Annotated in this window: 19 protein-coding genes; 18 read left to right on the top strand and 1 reads right to left on the bottom strand. The window is 42.1% G+C overall.

Translation table 11 applies throughout. The features are described from left to right. The first annotated feature begins 183 nt into the window (after nt 1-183). The 13 genes from DBT49_RS03235 (at nt 184) to guaB (ending at nt 15,004) form a co-directional block, all read left to right on the top strand. Nucleotides 184-510 (top strand): DUF3450 domain-containing protein, encoded by a 327-nt coding sequence (locus DBT49_RS03235; protein WP_070559331.1) that lies wholly within the window; start codon nt 184-186, stop codon nt 508-510. Next, nucleotides 497-2,470 carry a V-type ATP synthase subunit I gene (locus DBT49_RS03240; RefSeq protein WP_070559329.1) on the top strand — a complete coding sequence of 658 codons (1,974 nt, stop codon included), beginning with the start codon at nt 497-499 and terminating at the stop codon, nt 2,468-2,470. Before DBT49_RS03235 ends, DBT49_RS03240 begins: the two co-directional genes overlap by 14 nt. Before the next feature lie 15 nt (nt 2,471-2,485). Next, nucleotides 2,486-2,965, top strand: coding sequence for a V-type ATP synthase subunit K (locus DBT49_RS03245; protein WP_013668531.1), 480 nt, complete (start codon nt 2,486-2,488; stop codon nt 2,963-2,965). Between the two features lie 21 nt (nt 2,966-2,986). Further along, the gene (locus DBT49_RS03250) at nt 2,987-3,568 is read left to right on the top strand and encodes a V-type ATP synthase subunit E (RefSeq protein ID WP_070559327.1); all 582 of its coding nucleotides are present in this window, start codon (nt 2,987-2,989) and stop codon (nt 3,566-3,568) included. Between the two features lie 16 nt (nt 3,569-3,584). Continuing rightward, entirely contained in the window at nt 3,585-4,607 is a 1,023-nt protein-coding gene (locus tag DBT49_RS03255; RefSeq protein WP_070559326.1) for a V-type ATPase subunit, read from the top strand. Further along, the gene (locus tag DBT49_RS03260) at nt 4,597-4,908 is read left to right on the top strand and encodes a V-type ATP synthase subunit F (protein ID WP_070559324.1); all 312 of its coding nucleotides are present in this window, start codon (nt 4,597-4,599) and stop codon (nt 4,906-4,908) included. Before DBT49_RS03255 ends, DBT49_RS03260 begins: the two co-directional genes overlap by 11 nt. 18 nt (nt 4,909-4,926) lie before the next feature. Continuing rightward, nucleotides 4,927-6,708 (top strand): V-type ATP synthase subunit A, encoded by a 1,782-nt coding sequence (locus DBT49_RS03265; protein ID WP_070559322.1) that lies wholly within the window; start codon nt 4,927-4,929, stop codon nt 6,706-6,708. Then, nucleotides 6,708-8,147 carry a V-type ATP synthase subunit B gene (locus tag DBT49_RS03270; protein WP_070559319.1) on the top strand — a complete coding sequence of 480 codons (1,440 nt, stop codon included), beginning with the start codon at nt 6,708-6,710 and terminating at the stop codon, nt 8,145-8,147. The genes DBT49_RS03265 and DBT49_RS03270 overlap by 1 nt, the downstream gene beginning before the upstream one ends. A 20-nt stretch (nt 8,148-8,167) precedes the next feature. Next, complete coding sequence (locus DBT49_RS03275) at nt 8,168-8,806, top strand: V-type ATP synthase subunit D (RefSeq protein ID WP_070559317.1); 639 nt, start codon at nt 8,168-8,170, stop codon at nt 8,804-8,806. 203 nt (nt 8,807-9,009) lie between these two features. After that, on the top strand, nt 9,010-10,656 hold the full coding sequence (locus tag DBT49_RS03280) for an ABC transporter permease subunit (RefSeq protein ID WP_101560559.1): 1,647 nt from the start codon (nt 9,010-9,012) through the stop codon (nt 10,654-10,656). Further along, nucleotides 10,646-11,389: an amino acid ABC transporter ATP-binding protein gene (locus DBT49_RS03285; RefSeq protein ID WP_070559313.1), complete on the top strand. Its 744-nt coding sequence runs from the start codon at nt 10,646-10,648 to the stop codon at nt 11,387-11,389. The genes DBT49_RS03280 and DBT49_RS03285 overlap by 11 nt, the downstream gene beginning before the upstream one ends. Nucleotides 11,390-11,671: 282 nt before the next feature. After that, nucleotides 11,672-13,243: a peptide chain release factor 3 gene (locus tag DBT49_RS03290; protein ID WP_070559311.1), complete on the top strand. Its 1,572-nt coding sequence runs from the start codon at nt 11,672-11,674 to the stop codon at nt 13,241-13,243. Between the two features lie 279 nt (nt 13,244-13,522). Continuing rightward, on the top strand, nt 13,523-15,004 hold the full coding sequence (gene guaB, locus DBT49_RS03295; RefSeq protein ID WP_070559309.1) for an IMP dehydrogenase: 1,482 nt from the start codon (nt 13,523-13,525) through the stop codon (nt 15,002-15,004). A gap of 105 nt (nt 15,005-15,109) precedes the next feature. Here guaB and DBT49_RS03300 read toward each other — a convergent pair whose 3' ends face one another. Next, a complete protein-coding gene (locus DBT49_RS03300) occupies nt 15,110-17,299 on the bottom strand; it encodes an ATP-dependent Clp protease ATP-binding subunit (protein ID WP_101560558.1) in 2,190 nt (729 codons plus the stop codon). A 288-nt stretch (nt 17,300-17,587) separates the two neighbouring features. Between DBT49_RS03300 and DBT49_RS03305 the strand changes: the two genes are divergently transcribed. The 5 genes from DBT49_RS03305 (at nt 17,588) to DBT49_RS03325 (ending at nt 22,883) form a co-directional block, all read left to right on the top strand. After that, nucleotides 17,588-17,854, top strand: coding sequence for a phosphocarrier protein HPr (locus tag DBT49_RS03305; RefSeq protein WP_013668503.1), 267 nt, complete (start codon nt 17,588-17,590; stop codon nt 17,852-17,854). Nucleotide 17,855: 1 nt separating this feature from the next. Beyond that, nucleotides 17,856-19,580, top strand: a complete 1,725-nt coding sequence (gene ptsP, locus DBT49_RS03310; protein WP_064292289.1) for a phosphoenolpyruvate--protein phosphotransferase — start codon at nt 17,856-17,858, stop codon at nt 19,578-19,580. A 165-nt stretch (nt 19,581-19,745) separates the two neighbouring features. Continuing rightward, the gene (locus tag DBT49_RS03315) at nt 19,746-20,954 is read left to right on the top strand and encodes a glycosyltransferase family 4 protein (RefSeq protein WP_070559305.1); all 1,209 of its coding nucleotides are present in this window, start codon (nt 19,746-19,748) and stop codon (nt 20,952-20,954) included. A 64-nt stretch (nt 20,955-21,018) separates the two neighbouring features. Then, entirely contained in the window at nt 21,019-21,246 is a 228-nt protein-coding gene (locus DBT49_RS03320; protein ID WP_013669196.1) for a YkuJ family protein, read from the top strand. A 122-nt stretch (nt 21,247-21,368) separates the two neighbouring features. After that, complete coding sequence (locus tag DBT49_RS03325; RefSeq protein WP_070559303.1) at nt 21,369-22,883, top strand: Mur ligase family protein; 1,515 nt, start codon at nt 21,369-21,371, stop codon at nt 22,881-22,883. Nucleotides 22,884-22,885 lie beyond the last annotated feature (2 nt).

The following is a 22,885-nucleotide window of genomic DNA, read 5'->3' on the forward strand; positions in this document are numbered from 1 at the left end:
GTATCGATTGACCCTTTGTTAACAAATGTGGTATCTTTTTATTGTAGTCCATTAGTTATATACGCCAAAGTCTGTCTTGGTCAAAAATATATAAAAAATAGTTGTGGGAAGTTTGGTCACGTCGAACTTCCCTTTTTTCAAAGATTTTGCTAGATAGGCTAGGTATGTGAGGGGGGTGAAAGTATGGAAAATCAGACATTGGCGCAAGTCTTAGCTGTTGATGAGGAAGCCAATCAATTAAGTGAAGCAACCCAAGCAAAAATTCAAGAGCTAAAAGACGAAAAAGACAGCCAAATTGAGCAATTTGAGCAAGAAGCAAAAGCGGAATATCGCCAATATGTCGAATCTTTAGCAAGCTCTAATCAAGAAGCGCTGGAAAACTATAAGCGCCAAGGTGATGAGAAGAATCAGAAAAGAATCGCTAAGCTGGTTGAGGATTATCAAGCCCATAAAGCAAGTATTGTTGACTATATTGTAGAGGAGGTGAAGAAGGTATATGTCAATTGCTAAAATGCAAAAAATTTCATTGATCACCAAGCCTACAGATAAAGAACAATTAATTCAATCCCTGCAAGGTGTACAAAATGTGGAAATTAGCGACTTAAGTAGTGAAGATCAGGAGCTTTCAAGTGAAGAACTTGCTAAGAAAAATAACCGCCAATATGATTATTATCAAAGTTGGTATCGGCGGTCAGAGCAAGCTTTAACGACCTTATCACGCTACCTAACCATTCAGCCGCTATTAAGTCGATTGACGACCAAGCGTCCCACATATACCATGAGTGAGTTAATTAAAGCGGTTGACGTTGATCAAGCCCAATCCCTTATTCAAGAGATTGAACAATTATCTAAGGACCGCCAAGACCTCATTGATCAAAGGAAAAAAGTTGAACAAGCTCAAAATACCATTAGTAATTGGCGGGCTCTATCAATAAATCCTAGCGATTTATTAGCAAGTAAACACTTTAAAGCCTTCTTAGGCTACTTACCTAATGATGAGGATCGGTCCTATTTTAATAAGATTAAAGCAGCTGATGGTCTAGCGATTGAGGAAGTTTTTTCTACCCAGGAACATATTGGGGTTGTCCTGCTACAAGATGAAAGGGACGACAATTCCTATAGTGACTTATTAAATAATAGTCACTTTGAGCTGTGGGACTACCCTTACCATGAAGCTCCCGATAAGGTGTATGATGCCTTAGAAGACCACCGCTTATGGCTCAATCGTAGAGAACAAGAATTAGTGGAAAACTTTAGGAGCTTGGAAGCGCAAATTTTCAATTTACAGCTTGCTTCTGAAACTTTCTATAATCGTAGTCAGCGGGCTTTGGTTGAAGATTTAGCGCATGATACCAACTATCTCACTTATATTAAAGGGTGGGTGAGTGTCCAAGACCTGGAAAAATTGGAGCAGCAACTTGCTCGTGATTTGGATGACAATCAATATGCGCTGATTAAAGAGGAAATTAGTCAAAAAGAAATTGACGATGACCAAGTTCCGATTAAGTTAGAGAATAATGCCTTAGTTGAACCCTTTGAAGCCATTACGCTGATGTATGCCACACCTAATTATCGTGAGACGGATCCGACCCCGTATCTCACCCCATTCTATATGCTGTTTTTTGGGATGATGATGGGAGACTTGGGCTATGGTTTAGTGATGTGGATTGTCACCTTCCTGGCTTTAAGGTTTGTGGATATGAAAGATTCCATGCGTAGCACCATGAAAATGGGCCACTTACTAAGTTATACCACGATGTTAGTGGGACTCGCCTATGGATCATTCTTTGGGGCTTCATTACCTTTTAAATTAATTGATCCCTTGAACCAAGCCATGCAATTATTGATTATTTCGATTGCTTTTGGTTTTGTTCACATGATGGTCGCTTTAATTATTAAGGCGGTGACGGAATGGCGCCGTGGCGACTTCCAGGAAATGTATAGCGAAAGTGGTGGCTGGCTACTGATGTTCTTGAGTTTAGCCTTAGTCATTGCTGGCTATGTCTTCAATTACCCCATGCTAATGACGATAGCGGGTGTAATTGCGATTATAGCGGCTATCGGTATGATTATTGTTCCTATGGTCTATGCTGATAAGAAAATTGTCGGTTTTGCCAGTGGTTTATATAACTTATATGGCGTGAGTTCCTATTTAGGTGACTTTGTTTCTTATTCAAGACTGATGGCCTTAGGGCTATCTGGGGGGAGCATCGCCATGGCCTTCAATATGATTGTGGGCTTATTACCCGTCCCACTTCGTTTTACAGTGGGGATCGTATTGATTGTTGCCCTGCACGGCTTTAACATGTTCCTTTCACTCTTAAGTGCTTATGTGCACGGACTCAGACTTACTTTCGTGGAATTCTTTGGTAAGTTTGTTGAAGGTGGGGGACGTCGCTTTAAGCCGATTGACACCTTACAAAAGTATATTCATTTATCGGACGTTAATGAAAATGTAGAAAATAAATAATGGAGGTATACATTAATGGAAAATTGGTTAGGATTTTTAACTGAAAACGGCGGAATTTTATTTACCTATTTAGGTGCAGCCTTAGCGGTTATTTTAGCAGGTATGGGTTCTGCCCGTGGTGTTGGTGAAACAGGGGAAGCTGCTGCAGCCTTAATTAAAGACCAACCCGAAAAATTTGTGCAAGCCTTAATCTTACAACTTCTGCCAGGTACCCAAGGTTTATATGGTTTCGTGGTAGGGATTTTGATCTTTATTCAAGCCAGTGCAGGAATGAGTTTAAGTCAAGGTTTCCAATATTTCTTAGCTAGCCTACCAGTAGCTTTTGTTGGTTTAGTGTCTGCTAAATATCAAGGTCAAGTGGCAACTTCTTCCTTACAAATTCTAGCAAAACGCCCTGAAAACAATGTTAACGGGATCATTCTAGCGATCATGGTTGAAACCTATGCGATTTTAGCATTGGTTATTTCAGTAATGATGGTCTTTTCAATTAGCTAAGCATGATAAAGGAGGACGGATATGGCTACAATTAAGCAACTAACTGAAGAAGTGTACAAAGAAGTCCGTTCAGAAAATGAAGCCAAGCTGGATCATGCCAAAGCAACATTAGAAAAAGACATAAGTGATGCCAAGGAGCAAAGCCAGGCCAAATGGCAAAAGCAAAAAGAAAAAGCTGAACGTGACTATCATGATAATCTAGAAAGACAAAAGCAAAGTTATAGTAATCAATTAAATCAAGACCTCTTAGCTAAGAAGCAAGAATTAATTCAGCAGGCATTTAAAGAAGCTCAACTGGCCTTAAGCCAACTCAGTCAAGCGGACTTTGTTAGCATGCTGGACCGGGCGCTTTCAGCGATTCCACAAGCAGAAAATACCCAAATTGTTATTGGAGAGCTGAGTCAGAAGCAACTGGGTCAAGAGGCTAAGCTAAGCCTGCAAGAAAAATATCCCCACATTCGTTTTAGCCAAGACTTACTTAAAGGACATGGTGGGGTAGTTATTGAGCAAGAAACCATGAACTATGATCTGACTTTTGACCAATTGATTCGTGAACAAGAAGATCATCTATCTGTCTACGTTGCTAAACAATTGAATGATTAGAAGGGAGAAGATAGCTGTGACTGAAACAAGTTATGCGAGTTTAAATGTCACTGTACGTATCCATGAAGAAGAATTCCTGGATAAGAGCGACTATCAAGCCTTACTAAGCGCCAAAAACTTGGAAGACGCTATCGCTCAATTACAGCATAGTGCTTATCGGATTCCTGATGACATTCTATCAAGTCGTGATTTTGATGGTTTCTTAATCGACCGGCTCATGCAGGCTATGCAAGAAGTTTATCAAAACATTCCTGACCAAAAGGTAGTCGATCTTTTAGGTCTGCGGTATAGCTATCATAACGCCAAGGTTATTTTTAAAGAGTTATTTAGTGACCAAGACTTTCATCATATGTATTTGCCAGCCGGCCCCTATCAGATAGATAGTTTGCGGCAGGCGATAAAAACTGGCAAGTCATCGGTCATTGATCAGCGCATGCTTGAAGCCATTAATACGGTGAGGACCTATGTTGAGGACACCAAACAAATTAATGACATTTCGGTGATGCTCGATGACGCCTATTTGTCTCACATTCACTATTTGGCTTTAGCCATTGATGATGACCAAGTGACTGAATGGGTGGCTTTACGGATTGATTTAGAGAATTTATCTCTTTTACTACGTGCCATGCAACAGAAGCGGTCGAGTTCCTTCATTCGTTCATTACTCAATGAACACGGCTCTATTCCGCTTTCTTCACTCTTAGAATGGGCTGAGAATAAGGATTATTCCAGTATTTTTAAGGCCTATGAAGTGAAGGATTATGGGGAACATTTTAGCCAAGTCTTATCTGAAACGGAAAGTGAACTATCCAATCAAGATAGAATTTCCCTAGATGGTTTAGATGCGGCTATTGAAGGCGTCATTAGTGACCACTTGCGTGATGCGCGTTTACAAGCCTTTGGCCCCCTACCAGTCTTGGCTTATCTTTACTTTTTAAATAACGAAGTGACCAATTTGCGCTTGATACTTGTTGGTAAGAGTAACCAAATTGATGAAAACAAGCTAAAAGAAAGGATGCGGCCGATATATGACGAGTAAAATAGGAGTAGTTGGTGAAAAACAAGTTGTCACTGCTTTTCAACTCATTGGTTTTGACGCTTATCCTGTGGTTAGTGGCGACGAAGCTCGCCGTACCATTCATCATTTAGCTGAAAATAATTATGGGATTATTTATTTGACAGAAAGTCTTGCCAAGGAAATCCCAGAAACCATTTCTTTTTACGATTCCCAAGTCACTCCAGCAATTATTCTTATCCCAACAAATAATGGCAGCTTGGGAATTGGTAAGAAACGTGTGAATGATAATGTCGAAAAAGCTGTTGGACAAAATATTTTATAGGATGAAGGAGGAAACTAGTTGAAATCAGGAAAAATTATTGAAGTTTCTGGTCCTTTAGTAAAAGCCAAAGATATGGACGATGCAGCTGTTCAAGAAGTTTGCCGGGTAGGGAATTTAAACCTCATCGGTGAAATTATTGAAATGCATCAAGACGTGGCTTATATTCAGGTTTATGAAGAAACCTCAGGAATTAAACCAGGCGAACCCGTTCACCCAACGGGGTCTCCACTCTCTGTAGAATTGGGGCCTGGATTGTTAACCAAAATGTTTGATGGGATCCAACGTCCCTTAGATGAATTTATGCAAGTCACTGAGTCGAATTACCTGGTTAGAGGATCAGAAGTCGACTCCCTTGACCACCAAGCAGTGTGGACTTTCCAAGCCACTAAATCAGTAGGTGATGAAGTAGTCAGTGGTGATATTGTAGGTACCGTTCAAGAAGGATCAGTGATTGAACACCGCATCCTCGTTCCTAATGGGGTGAGTGGGACCATTGAAAGCATTGAATCAGGCGACTATACCCTCGATGATGATGTCTATTCGATTCGCTTAAAAGACAGTGACCAAGTAAAATCCTTCGGGATGTCTCAACGTTGGCCTGTGCGTGTCGGAAGACCCTTTAAGCAAAAATTCTTACCGCATGAAATTATGACGACAGGACAACGGGTAATTGATACCTTCTTCCCAATTACTAAGGGCGGGGCAGCAGCCATCCCTGGGCCTTTCGGTGCTGGGAAAACCGTCTTGCAACACCAAATTGCCAAGTATGCTGACGCTGACATTGTGGTTTACGTTGGTTGTGGTGAACGTGGTAACGAGATGACCGAAGTTATTGATGAATTTCCTAAATTGATTGACCCCAAAACGGGTGAATCGATCATGGAACGGACGGTCTTGATTGCTAATACCTCTAACATGCCAGTGGCAGCCCGGGAAGCCTCGATCTATACAGGGATAACCATCGCTGAATATTTCCGTGACATGGGATATTCTGTCGCTATCATGGCTGACTCGACTTCTCGTTGGGCTGAAGCCTTGCGGGAAATGTCAGGTCGTTTGGAAGAAATGCCAGGGGACGAAGGTTATCCAGCTTATTTGGGTAGTCGTTTGGCTGAATATTATGAACGTGCCGGAATGGTTGAGACTCTGGGCTCTGATGAACGCCGTGGGGCAGTTACCGCAGTGGGTGCGGTTTCACCTCCAGGGGGAGATACCTCAGAACCCGTTACCCAAAATACCATGCGGGTGATTAAGGTTTATTGGGGCTTGGATGCTAACCTCTCCCAACAAAGACACTTCCCAGCGGTTAACTGGCTGGATTCTTATTCTCTCTACCAAAAAGAAGTGACTGAGGGAATTTCAAAAGAACTCGATGTGGATTGGACGGGTATGGTCACTAAGTCTATGGCGATTCTACAAGAAGAGGATAGCCTCCAAGAAATTGTCCGTTTAGTTGGTGTGGATGCCCTGTCTCAAGAAGACCGTCTGACTCTGGTTATCGCTCGTATGTTGAGAGAAGATTATTTACAACAAAACTCTTATGATGAAGTCGACACCAAGACTTCTTCAGAAAAGCAGTTTAAGATGTTAAGAAATATTCTAGCTTTCAACAGTGAAGCGCGTAAAGCCATGGAATTAGGGGCTTATTATGATGAGATTGTGGAAGGAACTTCAACCATCCGTGAGCAAATCGCCCGGATGAAATATGTTCCAGAAGCTGAAATTTCCAAGTTGGATGACTTGAACAATTCAATCAAACCGACTATGCAGGAAGTTGTTCAAAAAGGAGGCGTGAAATAGTGCAAAGAGAATATAAATCCATTGTTGATATTTCGGGCCCGTTAATGGTTGTCGATGACGTATCAGGTGTCGGGTATAACGAACTTGTTGAAATTAAAATGCAAAACGGCGAGTCCCGCATTGGTGAAGTGCTTGAAGTTCAAGAAGACAAGGCCATTGTCCAAATTTATGGGGGTGGCTCAGGGATTAATATCCGTGACTCCCGGGTTCGTTTCCAAGGCCATCCTTTGGAATTCGGTGTGTCAGAGGACATTATTGGCCGAACTTTTGATGGTTTAGGGAATGTGGTTGATGGTGGCCCAACACCGATTCCAGAACAATCCCGTGATGTTAATGGTCAGGTAATCAACCCCATGGCCCGGGAATACCCGGATGAATTTATCCAAACCGGGATTTCAACCATTGACCATATGAACTCCTTAGTCCGGGGGCAAAAATTACCTATCTTCTCTGGATCTGGTTTGCCCCATAAGGAATTAGCTGCCCAAATTGCCCGTCAAGCGACTGTTTTAAATGACGATGAAAACTTTGCGGTTGTTTTTGCCGCTATGGGGGTCACCTTCGAGGATGCCCAATTCTTCATTGATAGTTTTAAAGAAACTGGGGCCATTGACCGGTCAGTGATGTTTATCAACTTGGCCGATGACCCTTCCATTGAACGTTTGGCTACTCCTAAAGTGGCCTTAACGGCAGCTGAATACCTAGCCTATGAAAAGGACATGCACGTCTTAGTGATCATGACAGACATGACTAACTATTGTGAAGCCTTGCGGGAAGTGTCTGCTGCTCGGCGGGAAGTGCCGGGACGTCGTGGCTATCCTGGTTACCTTTATACCGACTTGGCCGGAATCTATGAACGTGCCGGTCGGATTAAGGACGCTAAAGGTTCAGTGACTCAAATTCCAATTTTAACCATGCCTGAAGATGATATTACCCACCCAATTCCTGACTTAACCGGTTATATTACTGAAGGACAAATTATTTTGGATAAGGAATTGAACCACCAAGGGATTACTCCTCCGATTGATGTTTTACCTTCCTTGTCACGTTTAAAAGATGATGGGACCGGTGAAGGGAAAACCCGCGAAGACCATGCCGACACCATGAACCAACTCTTTGCAGCCTATGCCAAGGGGAAAGAAGCGCGTGAATTAGCGGTTGTCTTAGGTGAATCAGCTCTTTCTGATACGGATAAACTTTACTTAAAATTTGCTGAGCGTTTTGAAAAAGAATATGTCAACCAAGGTTTCGATACCAACCGAACCATCTATGAAACCTTAGACCTGGCTTGGCAATTGTTAACCATCCTACCGAAATCAGAACTAACTCGGATTAATGATAAGTATATTGAAAAATACTATCCGAAATCTGATCAGGGATCGGAAGACCAAGAATCAGACAATAAGCAAGCTGATCAAGAAAGTCATGAAGAGGCCTAGTGAAGAAGGGGTGATATTTTATGGCAAATGCTTTAAATGTTAAGCCTACTCGGATGGAATTGCAAAAACTCCAAGGCAATCTTTCCATAGCAACTCGCGGCCATAAATTGTTAAAAGATAAGCAAGATGAGCTAATGCGTCAGTTTATTGACCTCATTCGAAAAAATAATGACCTTCGTCAAGAGGTCGAAGCAGACCTATCCTTAGCTCTGGAAAATTTTGTGCTTGCATCTGCCCTGGTTAACGAGGCTTACATTGATGAATTAGTGGCCATACCTAGTCAGAGTGTGGAACTTGAAATTCGTCATGAAAATATTATGAGTGTCGATGTTCCTAAGATGAATTTCCACTATTCAGATGAATACCAAGAAGGTAAGGATCGTAACACTTATAGTTTCTTAAATACTGCAAGTGAGTTAGATGACGCGATTGCAACCTTAAATCAAGTCATGCCTAAGTTATTAGAACTCAGTGAAATTGAAAAGACCTGTCAGTTAATGGCTGATGATATTGAATCAACCAGACGACGGGTGAATGCCTTGGAATATCGGGTTATTCCCGATACCAAGGAAACGATCGCTTATATTCAAAGTAAATTAGAAGAGAATGAGCGATCCACTAAGACCCGGATGATCAAAATTAAAGACATGAACGGGTAGTCGCGATGAAAAGTCCCTGCTTTTGGTCTAGTTAGACCTAGCAGGGCTTTTTATTTGGATATTTTTTGCTATTCTTGAACTATGGACTTCCTTTGGTCTATAATAGAGAAATGTTCTATCAATAAGGGAGTAGAGAGCTTTGTGAATATAACTTTTATTTCTTATTTTAGAACCACTCAAATAGAAGATTGGAGCGAAGATATATGTCAAAGAGATTTGGAGCAGCGCTTTCTTTTCTCTTGTTAACCTTATCCCTTTTGGTTGGTTTAGCTAGTCCACTAAGGGTAGATGCTGCTGAAAATCAGCCAAGAATTGAGGTTGATCAAGAAGCTCTTAATCAGGGATTAGAGACACCTGGTGTATTAAGAGTAGGGATGGAAGCAAATTATGCTCCCTATAATTGGAGTCAAACGACAGACGCTAATGGCGCCATCGAAATTAGTAACGCTAGTGGGGAATATGCTAATGGTTACGATGTGCAAATAGCCAAGCAAATTGCCGATGCTTTAGGGCTAAAGCTAGAAATCGTAAAGATGGAATGGGATGGTTTGCCACCTGCCTTACAATCGGCAAAAATTGATGCCATTGTAGCGGGAATGTCACCGACACCTGAACGGGAAAAACAAATCGATTTTACCGATGAATATTATGGCTCAGACATGGTTGTAGTGACCTTAAAGGATGGTCCTTATGCCAATGCCCAATCCATTAATGACTTTAATGGGGCCAAGGTAACCGCACAATTAAATACTTTCCACGTTGATTTACTCGATCAAATGCAAGGAATTGACAAACAAACCCCAATGGATTCTTTCCCAACTATGATCTCTTCCTTGCTAAGTAATAAGATTGATGCCTATATTTCAGACCGGCCGGGAGCCCTCTCTGCTGTCGCTGCTAATCCGGACTTAAAGATTGTTTCCTTTGATGAAGGGAAGGGCTTTGATACGGGGGATATTGCTAACTGGTCCTCCGTCGGACTCCGCAAAGATTCACCTTTAATGGAACCAATTAACCAAGCCTTAGCGACCATTCCAGATAAGGATCGGGAAAACCTGATGCAAGAAATGGTTGATTTAAATAATCGCGGCGAAGATATTGGTTTTTGGGGTGAAGTGGCCAGCATCTGGTCGACTTACAAGGGTCAATTGCTTAAAGGTGCTGCGACGACCATGTATATTGCCTTGATATCTACCATTGTCGGCTTTCTAATTGGTTTATTGATTGCGATTTATCGGTCGATGCCAATTGGCGAAAGTAGCGGGATAGTATCTATCTTATACAAAGTGGTTGAATTCTTGATTACGGCTTATATTGAAGTCTTCCGGGGGACCCCAATGATGGTCCAAGCCATGATGATTTTCTATGGGTCGAAATTATTCCTAGGGATTGATATGAGTTCCATGTTCGCTGCCTTGCTCATTGTTTCAGTGAATACCGGTGCTTACCTCGCTGAAGTTATCCGGGGTGGGATTATCGGTGTCGACGATGGTCAATCAGAAGCGGCTAAAGCAATTGGTATGAATCACTTCCAAACCATGACCTATGTGGTCTTACCCCAAGCGATTCGTAGTATATTACCTGCTTTAGGAAATGAGTTTGTGATTAATATCAAGGACACCTCAGTCTTAAATGTTATTGCTGTTACTGAACTATTCTTTGTTTCTAAATCGGCAGCCGGGACTACCTATCTGACCTTCCAAACTTTCTTCATCACAGCGATTATTTACTTCGTACTGACCTTTACCACGACCCGCTTACTACGCTTGGTGGAAAAGAAGATGTCGGGAAGCGATACTTATACTGTCTATCAATCATCGACTAGTGAGGTGAATATTCATGAAAAATGAGATTTTAACAATTTCTCACTTAGAGAAGAAGTTTGGCGATAATTTGGTTTTAAAGGATATTGACTTTGCGGTTAGCCCTGGTGATGTGATCTCTATTATTGGTTCATCAGGATCAGGGAAGTCAACTTTATTACGCTGTATGAACTTGCTGGAACAGCCCACTTCTGGTGATATTATCTATCATGACCAGTCTATCCTAGCTAAAAACTTTGATAAGAATAAATATCGGGCCAAGGTGGGCATGGTTTTCCAACAGTTCAACTTGTTTAAGAATATGAATGTGCTGGAAAACTGTGTGATCGGCCAAGAAAAAATTCTGAAAAGAAATAAAAAAGATGCGGAAAAAACCGCTTTGAAAAACCTAGAAAAAGTAGGCATGGCTCCTTACCGTGATGCTCGTCCTGACCAACTATCAGGTGGACAACAGCAACGGGTCGCTATTGCCCGGGCCCTATCTATGGACCCAGAAATCTTACTCTTTGATGAACCGACCTCGGCTTTGGATCCGGAGATGGTCGGTGAGGTGCTAGGAACTATGACTGAACTCGCTAAAGAAGGCCTAACTATGATTGTGGTGACCCATGAAATGGCCTTTGCTCGTGACGTTTCTTCGCGAATTTGCTTTATGGACCAAGGGGTCATTGTTGAAGATGGCGAACCTGACCAAGTGATCAATCACCCTCAACATGAACGGACCAAGGCCTTCTTGTCACGCTATTTAGCAGAAAAATAAACTCAACTAAGAGGCTGGGGCGAAAGTCCCAGCTTTTTTAATACGAACTATCTAATCAAAACGTGTTCCAGTCACAGGACGAACGTCCACTTCAAAAACTGGTAACGCTCAGTTTCACTGAGCTTATCTCAATTTTCTCCAGCAATTTTATCCTTTGTGTGACTGTCACACTCTCTTTTTTAAAAGAAAACTTTCTTAGTTTTATGGGGTTATGATATGATAAATAAGCAAGTTTTTTACTGAACCATAGAAAAAAGAAGTTATAAAAAAAGGATGTCATGCATGAATAGAGCAGAAGAAGTAAAAAAAAGAAGGACCTTTGCCATTATTTCCCACCCCGATGCCGGGAAAACGACTATTACTGAACAATTACTCCTATATTCAGGAGCTATTCGCCAGGCAGGGACGGTTAAGGGCAAGAAAAGTGGTCACTTTGCCAAGTCCGACTGGATGAAGATTGAACAACAGCGTGGGATCTCAGTGACCAGTTCGGTGATGCAGGTGGATTACGACGGCTACCAAATTAATATTGTGGATACCCCGGGCCACGAGGACTTTTCCGAGGATACCTATCGGACCTTGATGGCAGTGGATGCTGCGGTCATGGTGGTTGATTCTGGGAAAGGGATTGAGGCCCAAACCAAGAGATTGTTTGAAGTGGCTAGCCATCGGGGCATTCCGATCTTCACCTTTATGAATAAATTGGACCGTGATGGCCGTGAACCTATGGAACTGATTAGTGAACTAGAGGAAGTCCTAGGGATCGATGCCTATGCCATGAACTGGCCCATGGGCATGGGAAAGACCTACCAAGGCAACTACGATCTCTTTAATAATCGCTTAGAATTGACTCACCCAGAAGCTAATGGCGGTAATGATTTCTTACCTTTAAATGAAGATGGTGAACTTGAAGGGGATTATGAAGTGAAAAATTCGCCTTGGTATGAGGAGGCCGTGGAGAATGCTCAACTCTTAAATGAGGCCGGAAATCCTTTTGACTCGGAGGCCATCCAAGCAGGGAAGTTAACGCCAGTTTTCTTTGGTTCTGCCTTAACGGGTTTTGGTGTTCAAACCTTCTTAGATGCCTTTGTCGATTTTGCTCCCGCGCCCCAAGCGGTTGAAACAGTGGAAGAGGACTTAGTTGACCCTCTTGATGAACAATTAACCGGATTTATCTTCAAGATTCAAGCCAACATGGATCCCCGACACCGTGACCGGATTGCCTTTGTTCGGATTTGCTCGGGCGAGTTTCATGAAGGCATGGATGTCACTGTAGCTCGAACGGATAAGAAGTTAAAGCTGAATAATACCACGCGCTTCATGGCCGATACTCGTGAACATGCTAGTTTAGCAGTGGCAGGGGATATTATTGGCCTTTATGATACCGGAAACTTTCAAATTGGAGACTCCATCTATTCAGGCAAGCACAAGGTAAACTTTAAACCCCTCCCACAATTTACGCCGGAATTATTTATGAAGGTGAGTCCTAAGAATGTCATGAAGCAAAAATCCTTCCATAAGGGGATTAAACAACTCGTTGAAGAAGGGGCTATCCAACTTTATAAAACCTGGCACACCGAGGAGTATATCTTAGGGGCAGTCGGACAACTCCAGTTCGAAGTCTTCCAGTACCGTTTGTTAAATGAATATAATTCGGAAGTGGAAATGACACCCCTGGGCAATAAAATTGCTCGTTGGATTTCCAAAGATCAACTGGATCCTTCCATGTCATCGAGTCGTAACTTGCTCTGCAAAGACCGCTTTGACCAACCTGTCTTTCTTTTTGAAAATCAATTTGCTGAAAATTGGTTCCAACAAAAATATCCTGATGTGCAATTGGAATCCTTATTATAGGAATCGAATAAGTGCGCAAAAAAGCAAAAGCAGCCCTAATAGGATAGCGATAAGCCCTGTCAGTTTTTGATAAGGTGAACACTTATAGCTAGTTAATTCACTAATGCTCCCTTTTTACCAAAAACAGTCTATTTTGGTAAAAAGGGGTTTTATTTTCCTTTAAATCGCTTATAAGTCGTATATTTTATTAGATATTTACTAAAAATGTATGTATTTTTGCTTTTACTTGTGCTATATTAGGGATCAATATAAAATATCAAAAAAAGGAGTTTTGGCTTCATGAATCAATGGGAAAATAAATTTGTTAAAGAAGGACTAACATTTGATGACGTATTATTGATACCCCAAGCGAGTGATATTGTCCCTGACCAGGTCAATGTCAGTGTTCAATTAGCTGATAATATACGCTTAAACGTTCCGATACTCTCGGCAAGTATGGATACTGTGACTGAATCAGAAATGGCCATCGCTCTGGCACGTTCAGGCGGTATGGGTGTCATCCATAAAAATATGACCATTGATGACCAGGCGGGGGAAGTCAGAAAGGTTAAACGCTCAGAAAGTGGTGTGATTACTAATCCTTTTTATCTTTATCCTGATAGTACCGTTAGAGAAGCCGAAGAATTAATGAGCCTTTACCACATTTCTGGTGTTCCCATTGTGGAAAGTCAAAGCTCTCATAAGCTAGTGGGGATTATTACTAACCGCGATAAACGGTTTGTTACGGATAGCTCACGAAAAATCGCTGACTATATGACTAAGGATAATTTAGTCACCGCGCCTGTCGGGACCAGTTTAGAAGCGGCTGAAGAAATTTTACAAAGTCACCGGATTGAAAAGCTTCCCCTTGTCGATGAAGCGGGAAATCTGTCCGGTTTGATTACTTTTAAGGATTTAGCAAATGTAAGAAATTATCCCGATGCGGCTAAGGATGACAGTGGCCGTTTATTGTGTGCTGCGGCTGTGGGCGTGACTTCCGATACCTTCCGTCGGGTTCAAGCTTTAGCTGAAGCAGAGGTTGATGCTATTGTGATTGATACGGCGCACGGTCACTCTCAAGGTGTCTTAAATAAGATCAAAGAAGTCCGTCAATCCTATCCTCATCTCACCATTATTGCTGGTAATGTGGCGACTGCTGAGGGAACGAGAGCACTTTTTGAAGCAGGCGTGGACGTGGTTAAGGTAGGCATTGGACCTGGTTCTATTTGTACTACCCGGGTGGTCGCTGGGGTAGGGATGCCCCAATTAACCGCCATTTACGATGCGGCCCAAGTAGCTAATGAATTTGGTAAAACCATTATTGCCGATGGGGGTATCAAGTATTCTGGGGACATCGTGAAAGCCCTGGCAGCTGGTGGTCACGCAGTTATGCTAGGTTCCATGCTAGCGGGTACTGATGAAGCCCCTGGTGAAATGGAAATTTATCAAGGCAGACGCTTCAAGACTTACCGCGGTATGGGGAGTATGGCTGCCATGAAAAAAGGGTCGGCCGACCGTTACTTCCAAGGTGAAGTGAATGAAGCTAATAAATTGGTGCCCGAAGGTATCGAAGGCCGAGTTTCCTATAAAGGGCCTGTTAGTGCTATTGTTTATCAAATGGTGGGTGGTTTACGGTCAGGAATGGGCTATTGCGGTGCTCACAATGTGGAAGACTTACGCCAAAATGGTCAATTTGTCCGCATCAGTTCGGCTGGCCTAGTGGAATCTCATCCCCATGATGTTCAAATCACTAAGGAGGCTCCTAACTATTCACGCGGCTAAACTGCTTAAATAGGTGCTTGATTAGCGTTTTAAAAATACTCTATTAATTATGCACAAAAAAGGAGTTGGGATTTGTCCCAGCTCCTTTTAAAATGGCTTATTTAATTAATCGGCTTCGGTTTCTTCAAGTGCCTGACTATTTTCACTCTCATTAACAACAATGTTGCCAGAATCATCCACAGTAAAGTGGACATAGCTAATACTTGGATCCTTTAAGTATAGATCCGCGACTTGGTTTTCAATCTGTTCTTGAATGACCCGTCTTAATGGGCGGGCACCCAGTTTGGGGTCATAGCCCAGTTTTACAAGAGCTTCTTTCACTTGGTCGTCAATGGCAATGCTGATTTTTTGTCCCTTGAGTAATTTGTTCATGCTGGTGAGCATGTGGTCGACAATTTGAATTAATTCTTCCTTGGTCAGTGGTTGGAATTCGATGATGCCGTCAAAGCGGTTCATGAATTCAGGTTTAAAGTAATTATCCAATTGGTCCAAGACAGATTGGTTTTTTCCTTGTTGACTAGCGGCAAAACCGACGCTAGCTTCAACGTTACCCGTTCCGGCATTGGAGGTCATGATGATAAGGGTATCTTTAAAGGAAACCGTACGACCTTGTGCATCAGTAAGTCGACCGTCTTCCATGATTTGTAGGAAGAGGTTGAGGACATCAGGGTGGGCCTTTTCCACTTCATCTAAGAGAATGAGGGAATAAGGTTGCCGTCTGACTTGCTCAGTTAATTGGCCAGCTTCGTCATAGCCGACATAGCCGGGTGGTGAACCGATCATCTTAGAGACACTGTGTTTTTCCATGTATTCGGACATGTCAAAGCGGATCATTGCTTCTTCACTACCAAAGAGTTGCTTAGCAAGCTGACGGGCTAATTCTGTCTTGCCGACACCCGTAGGCCCCACAAATAGGAAGGAAGCAATGGGTTTATTACCTGGGTGGAAGCCCACACGGTTACGGCGGATTGCTGCTGATACTTTTTCGACAGCAGGATCTTGGCCGATAATTGTCTCCTTGAGTTCATCCTCAAGTTGCAATAAATTGTTTTGTTCTTGGTCTTGTAACTGGCCAACGGGGATACCGGTTTTGGCTTCCACTAATTCTTCAATGTCTTCGACAGTGATCGTTGGGACTTGTTCAACAACAGCTTCATTATTAGCGGCCATATCCTTATATTTCTTTAATTGGTCGCGGTAATAGGCTGCTTTCTCATAGTCTTCAGCATCGGTAGCCATTTCCTTTAATTTTTCTAATTCTTGAATCTGATCTTTTAAGGCCTCCTTATCCAAGAAGGGAATGGTTAAGTTTTTCTTGGACCCCGCTTCATCAAGTAGGTCGATGGCCTTATCAGGTAATTGCCGGTCTTGGATATAACGATTAGACAGGGTAACCGTTGCTTCTAAGGCTTGGTCAGTAAAGTGAACATGGTGGAATTTTTGGTATTGGTCGGCTAAGCCCTTGATAATAGTGATGGCTTCTTCCACCGAAGGCTCATCCACTTGAACCGGTTGTAAGCGGCGGGCCAGAGCGCCATCTTTTTCGATACGACGGAATTCATTTAAAGTTGTTGCACCGACTAATTGCATTTCGCCTCGGGCCAGGGCAGGTTTTAAGATGTTGCCAGCATCCATTGATGAATTATCAGCTGTTCCTGCTCCCACGATTTCATGGATTTCATCAATAAATAGAATGATTGATTGATTTGAGCTGACTTCTTTGATCAGGGCTTGCATTTTTTCTTCAAATTGGCCCCGAACGCCAGTACCTTGGACTAAGGAAGCCACATCTAAACTAATAACTTCCTTGTTTTGTAACTTTTCAGGAACTTCTTTAGCCACTATTTTTTGGGCTAAACCTTCCACAACTGCCGTTTTACCAACACCGGCTTCTCCAATGAGGACAGGATTATTTTTGGTGCGACGGTTGAGAATTTCGATCACCCGATTTATTTCTTGGTCACGGCCAATGACCGGGTCGTACTTGCCTTGCCGAGCCAATTCAGTCATGTTGGTTCCATAATTAGCCAACAAGCTATTTCCTTGGCCATCATTAGGATGGTGTGGAGGCTCTTGACCGTTAGCATTATGGGATCCTTTATCTTGCATTTGTCTGAGTAGCTCATAGAGGTTGCCCCATGAATTATTATCATTATTGCTTTTACCGGTTTGAGATTGGTTGCGAATTATCTCTGCATAACAAGGTTGGCAAAGGTTAATTGCCTGCCTTTGACCGTTAATATTCGCATACATGTGAATGGCAGCTTCGCGTTGGTTACAACGTTGGCATTTCAATAGTGCCACGCTCCTTTCTTAAGAAATTGGCCAATATTTTTATATCCATATATTGTAAAAATACCTTTTTGATAAACATTGACCTTCAATTGTTATTATACATTGACCATGTTTGACATTCAAGTCATAAAGCTTGTTTTCCCATGCTAAAGCCAAGGAGAATTTAATTAAGTAGTTGTCACCATGCTTAAAAAATGGTACATTATTAATGTAACGGTTTTCTTTTCTTTAAGCGATAGTTGGGAAAGTCGTCAAATTATGTAGATTTAAAAAAAGGAGATTATAATAATGAAAACTCAAGACTTTAATATTACTGCAGAAACTGGTATCCATGCTCGTCCAGCAACCTTACTTGTGCAAACTGCAAGCAAATTTAAATCTGATATTAACTTAGAATATAAGGGTAAATCTGTTAACTTGAAATCCATCATGGGTGTAATGTCCTTAGGCGTAGGCCAAGGTGCCGATGTAACCATCTCTGTCGAAGGTGAAGATGAAGAAGAAGCAATGGCAGCTATCCAAGAAACCATGAAAAGTGAAGGGTTGTCAGAATAACATGGAAAAGTTGAAAGGAATTGGGGCTAGTGATGGTTACGCCATTGCTAAGGCCTTTCTTTTGGAACAACCTGACTTATCCTTTGAAGAAGGAAAAGTAGAAGATGCTGATGCGGAAATTGACCGCTTAACTAAGGCTATTGACGATAGTCGCATTGAGATCGCTAAGATTAAAGTGATTGCGCAAGAACGTCTATCTGAAGAAGAAGCAGGAGTTTTTGATGCGCATTTACAAATGCTAGATGACCCAGAAATGATTGCGACTTACCAACAAAAAATCAAAGATGAAAATCTTGATGCTCAAACTGCTGTGCGCCAAACTGCTGATGGCTTTATTGCTATCTTTAAAGCCATGGAAGATAACCCTTATATGCAAGAACGTGCAGCGGATATTAAAGATGTTACCGACCGCCTCATCGCACATTTAATCGGCGCCAAAATTCCTAACTTGAGTTTAATTGATGAGGATGCAATTGTTATTGCTCCTGATTTAACTCCGAGTGATACAGCACAATTAAACAAATATGTTAAAGGATTTGTTACTGATATTGGTGGACGGACATCTCACTCAGCAATTATGGCGCGTAGCTTAGAAGTTGCCGCTGTTGTCGGGACCACTTCTGCCTCTGAAGCGGTTAGTGATGGTGACTTAGTCATTGTTGACGGTTTTGAAGGGGAAGTATTAATTAATCCAGACCAAGCCACTGTTGATAGCTATAAGGACAAAGCTAAGGCTTATCAAAAACAAAAGCTTGAATGGGAAAGCCTAAAAGATGCGGATTCCTTAACCAAAGATGGTAAACAGTTTGAAATTGTTGCCAATATCGGTTCGCCTAAAGACTTACCTGGTGTCCATGAAAACGGAGCTGAAGGTGTGGGGCTTTATCGGACAGAATTCCTCTATATGGATTCAGACCACTTCCCAACTGAAGAAGAACAATTTGAAGCTTATAAGGAAGTTTTAGAATCTCTTAATGGTAAGAATGTGGTTATCCGGACTATGGATATTGGTGGAGATAAGAAACTCCCTTATTTAGCCTTACCTGAAGAGCTAAATCCTTTCTTGGGTTACCGTGCTATCCGGATTTGCTTAAGAGAAACGGATATGTTCCGGACCCAATTGCGGGCACTTCTACGTGCTTCCGCTTATGGGAAATTAAGCATTATGTTCCCAATGGTAGCCACTTTAGAAGAATGGCGTCAAGCTAAAGCCCTATATGAGGAAGAACGTCAAAAATTAATTGACGAAGGCGTTGAAGTTGCTGACAATATTCAAGTGGGGATTATGATTGAAATCCCAGCAGCTGCTGTTTTAGCTGATCAATTTGCCAAGGAAGTTGACTTCTTTAGTATTGGAACCAACGACTTGATCCAATACACCATGGCTGCTGACCGGATGAATAATAATATCTCTTACCTCTACCAACCTTATAACCCAGCCGTTCTACGCCTGATTAACTATGTGATTCAAGCTAGTCACAAAGAAGGTAAATGGACCGGTATGTGTGGGGAAGTAGCTGGTGACCAAACTGCTATCCCATTACTTGTTGGTATGGGCTTAGATGAATTCTCTATGAGCGCAACTTCAATTCTTAAATCGCGTTCCTTAATGGCTCGCTTAGATTCTAAAGAATGTGAAGAATTAGCTCACAAAGCCATGAATGAAAAGACCAGTTCAGAAGAAGTGGCCGAAATGGTTCATGACTATGTGTCTAAGTTAGACTAAAAAGAATAAACTAATTAAGTGCTGGTAATGAATACTGCCTTCAGTGAAGGAGAGTGATTCAATCATACCAGCACTTTTTTCTTGGATTGGTATTCACTCTGACCTGTGCTAAAATAAAAGTACTTTGCACAGCTTAATAGTAGATGATAATGAGGGGAGAGGAAAATGAAGATCGGCTTTTTTACGGATACTTATTTTCCACAAACTAGTGGGGTGGCTAGCTCAATTCAGACCTTAAAAGAAGAATTGACCAAAGCCGGCCACCAAGTTTATATTTTCACCACGACAGATCCTAAGGTGAAAGAGGATCAAGCGGAAGAAGGAATATTTAGGTACGAATCCATTCCCTTTCTCTTTTTTAAAGAACGTCGGGTGGCGGTGACAACTTTGCGACCGATTTATAAGAAGGCCAAAGAATTAGAATTAGATATCATCCATACCCATACCGAGTTTACCATGGGGATTTTTGGCGTCATGGTGGCTCACCGTTTGCGTTTACCCATTGTGCATACTTATCACACCTGGTATGAAAATTACCTGCATTATATCTTAAATGGTCACTTAGTGCCTAAGGCGGCGGTTAAGTCCTATACCCGTTATTTTTGTCAATTAGCTAATACGGTTATTGCTCCTAGCCAAATGATCCGCCAAGTGTTACAGGAATACGGTGTTGAGCGCCCGATTGAAGTCATACCGTCCGGTGTCCGTTTCTCAAAGCAGTTAGCAAAGGCAGACCGCCAACAATTAAAGGATGAGCTAGGGCTTGCGGATGACCAGCTGGTTCTTATCACGGTTAACCGAATTGCCCAAGAGAAGAATTTAGATAGTTTAATTCGGCAGATGGCTCAGCTTCTGGAACTTATCCCCCAGGCTCGGCTACTGATAGTCGGTGATGGACCGGAAAAAGACCACTTAATGGCCCTTAGCCAAGAACTCAAGATAAGTCATGCAGTTATTTTTACTGGGATGGTTCCCCATGAAGAAATTAACGGTTATTATCAAATCGCTGATATTTATGTGAATTTATCCGTGACTGAGACCCAGGGAATTACTTTTATCGAGGCCATTGGCAATCATTTGCCCATTGTGGCTATGAAGAATGACTATTTACTTAACTTAAACCGGACAGCTCCGATAGGTAAATTACTTGACCAAGTTGACCAGTTCAGCCAGGCAGTACTTTCCTTAGCAGGCTCAGCTTCTGAGAATTGCCAAGCCTTTCAGCGTTTGGAGCAGGAAATTTCTGCCCAGACTTTCTGTGAACGGGTCTATGCCTTGTATACTTCTTTAATAAGGGAGCAAGAAAGTCAGATGGAAGATGATGATACTAGCTTTTTTGAGAAAATTTCCGAAAATATCTGGCCCTTTCAATAATTTTTCCTTTTCATTTCATGACTTTTTGTTAAAATGAAACAAGAGTAATGAAAGGGGACAGAAAATGCAAGCTTCACAACTAAAAGCGATTATTTCTCGACTTGAGGCCATGCTTGAAGAGGGATCAGATATTGAAGTGAGACGATTTGAAAAAGAGGGCGAGGAACGATGCATGGTGCGCTATGATCGTGAAAGTGAAAGCTTTCTATTAATCGAGCATGGGGTAGATCAAACTTTTCAATTTGATGACATCGATCTAGCCGCTATGGAGATTTATGACCTCATTCAATAATTTGACTAACAAACAGCCTGGAGATTGTCCAGGCTTTTTCTGTAGCTGGACATTGGACTGATCTTGTTAAACAAAGTTGACTTAGTGTATAATGAAAATTCAGAAGAGAAAGTGAGGCAATTATGAAAAAGACATTAAGGGAGATATGTCGCCTACTTGATGAACGAGGGCAATTAAAGAGTCCGCTGCTAACGAGCCAGGCGTCAGTCCAAAACTTAAGTTACAATTCCAAAGCGGTTTCTGAAGGAACCTTATTCTTCTGCAAGGGAGCTCACTTTAAGCCGGCTTATTTAGAACAAGCCCAAGCTTTAGGAGCCATTGCCTATGTGAGTGAGCAGGACTATGGTCTGAATCTCCCCCTTATACAAGTGGAAGATATCCGTTTAGCCATGCCCATTATTGCGGATTTCTTTTACCAAGCCCCTTACCAAGCCTTTCACCTAACTGGGATTACGGGAACGAAGGGGAAGACAACGACTACCTTCTATTTAACTAAGATTCTTGATTTGTACCAGGAAAGCTTAGGAAAGCAGCCAACTGCCTATCTGTCTTCCTCTAGTTATTATGATGGAGTTGACCAAGGAGAATCCCACTTAACCACGCCTGAGTCCCTTGAACTTTTCTATCGCTTTAACCATGTCCGCGAGTCAGCAATCGACTTTATGACCATGGAAGTCTCTAGTCAGGCTCTCAAGTATCACCGGGTAGCAGAAGTTCCCTTTGAAGTTGGCGCTTTTCTGAATATTTCCACGGACCATATTTCGCCAAGCGAGCATCCTAATTTCGAAGATTACTTCATGAGTAAGTTGAAGCTTTTTGACCAAAGTCAGTTGGCGGTGATTAACTTAGACGCTGACCATATCGACCGAATTTATCAAAGAGCAAGCGATTCGAAAACGGTCAAGAAAATTGTGACGGTCTCTACTAAGAATGAACAGGCCGATTATCTAGCTAAGGATATTGTATCTGGTCCCGACCAACAACGCTTTAGCTTACATGCCCCTGATTTTGATGGGGAGATCCGGATGAAGATGCTGGGGCGGTTCAATGTAGAAAACGCCCTAGTCGCCATTGCGATTGCCCGCTATTATCAGGTCCCCTATGACACCATAAAAAAGGCCTTACAAAAAGCACAAACTGAAGGCCGGATGGAAGTCTATCATTCCACGGATAAACGCATCCATGCTATCGTTGACTTTGCCCACAATAAATTGAGCCTAGAAAAACTTTTTGAAGCAAGCCAACAAATGTATCCTAAGGCCCATAGCATTGTGGTCTTTGGCTCTGCAGGGGACAAAGCAATTTCTAGGCGAAAGGATTTAGGGAAAGTAGCCGCCCAATATGCGGATGAAATTATTCTTACTATGGATGATCCTGGGACTGAATCAGTAGAAAAAATATGCCAAGAAATCAACCAACCCATTCAAGCGGCTAAGCGTCAGGCAGAAATTATCCCTAATCGTCCCCAAGCCATTGCCTATGCTTTTCAACAAGCTTCTGCTTATGATGGAGAGGTCGTGGTCTTGATTGCTGGTAAGGGGGATGAAGATACCATGAAAATTAATGGTGTCGACCAAGCTTACCCAACCGATCGTTATTATGTGAAGCAGGCTTTAGAAGAAATACCCAAGCATTAGAT

It is taken from the genome of Aerococcus mictus, from assembly GCF_003286595.3.
GTDB lineage: Bacteria > Bacillota > Bacilli > Lactobacillales > Aerococcaceae > Aerococcus > Aerococcus mictus.

Coding starts and splice junctions, on each gene's coding strand:
- DBT49_RS03235 (WP_070559331.1), top strand. CDS start 184: ATGGAAAATCAGACATTGGCGCAAGTCTTAGCTGTTGATGAGGAAGCC.
- DBT49_RS03240 (WP_070559329.1), top strand. CDS start 497: ATGTCAATTGCTAAAATGCAAAAAATTTCATTGATCACCAAGCCTACA.
- DBT49_RS03245 (WP_013668531.1), top strand. CDS start 2,486: ATGGAAAATTGGTTAGGATTTTTAACTGAAAACGGCGGAATTTTATTT.
- DBT49_RS03250 (WP_070559327.1), top strand. CDS start 2,987: ATGGCTACAATTAAGCAACTAACTGAAGAAGTGTACAAAGAAGTCCGT.
- DBT49_RS03260 (WP_070559324.1), top strand. CDS start 4,597: ATGACGAGTAAAATAGGAGTAGTTGGTGAAAAACAAGTTGTCACTGCT.
- DBT49_RS03275 (WP_070559317.1), top strand. CDS start 8,168: ATGGCAAATGCTTTAAATGTTAAGCCTACTCGGATGGAATTGCAAAAA.
- DBT49_RS03280 (WP_101560559.1), top strand. CDS start 9,010: ATGTCAAAGAGATTTGGAGCAGCGCTTTCTTTTCTCTTGTTAACCTTA.
- DBT49_RS03285 (WP_070559313.1), top strand. CDS start 10,646: ATGAAAAATGAGATTTTAACAATTTCTCACTTAGAGAAGAAGTTTGGC.
- DBT49_RS03290 (WP_070559311.1), top strand. CDS start 11,672: ATGAATAGAGCAGAAGAAGTAAAAAAAAGAAGGACCTTTGCCATTATT.
- guaB (WP_070559309.1), top strand. CDS start 13,523: ATGAATCAATGGGAAAATAAATTTGTTAAAGAAGGACTAACATTTGAT.
- DBT49_RS03305 (WP_013668503.1), top strand. CDS start 17,588: ATGAAAACTCAAGACTTTAATATTACTGCAGAAACTGGTATCCATGCT.
- ptsP (WP_064292289.1), top strand. CDS start 17,856: ATGGAAAAGTTGAAAGGAATTGGGGCTAGTGATGGTTACGCCATTGCT.
- DBT49_RS03315 (WP_070559305.1), top strand. CDS start 19,746: ATGAAGATCGGCTTTTTTACGGATACTTATTTTCCACAAACTAGTGGG.
- DBT49_RS03320 (WP_013669196.1), top strand. CDS start 21,019: ATGCAAGCTTCACAACTAAAAGCGATTATTTCTCGACTTGAGGCCATG.
- DBT49_RS03325 (WP_070559303.1), top strand. CDS start 21,369: ATGAAAAAGACATTAAGGGAGATATGTCGCCTACTTGATGAACGAGGG.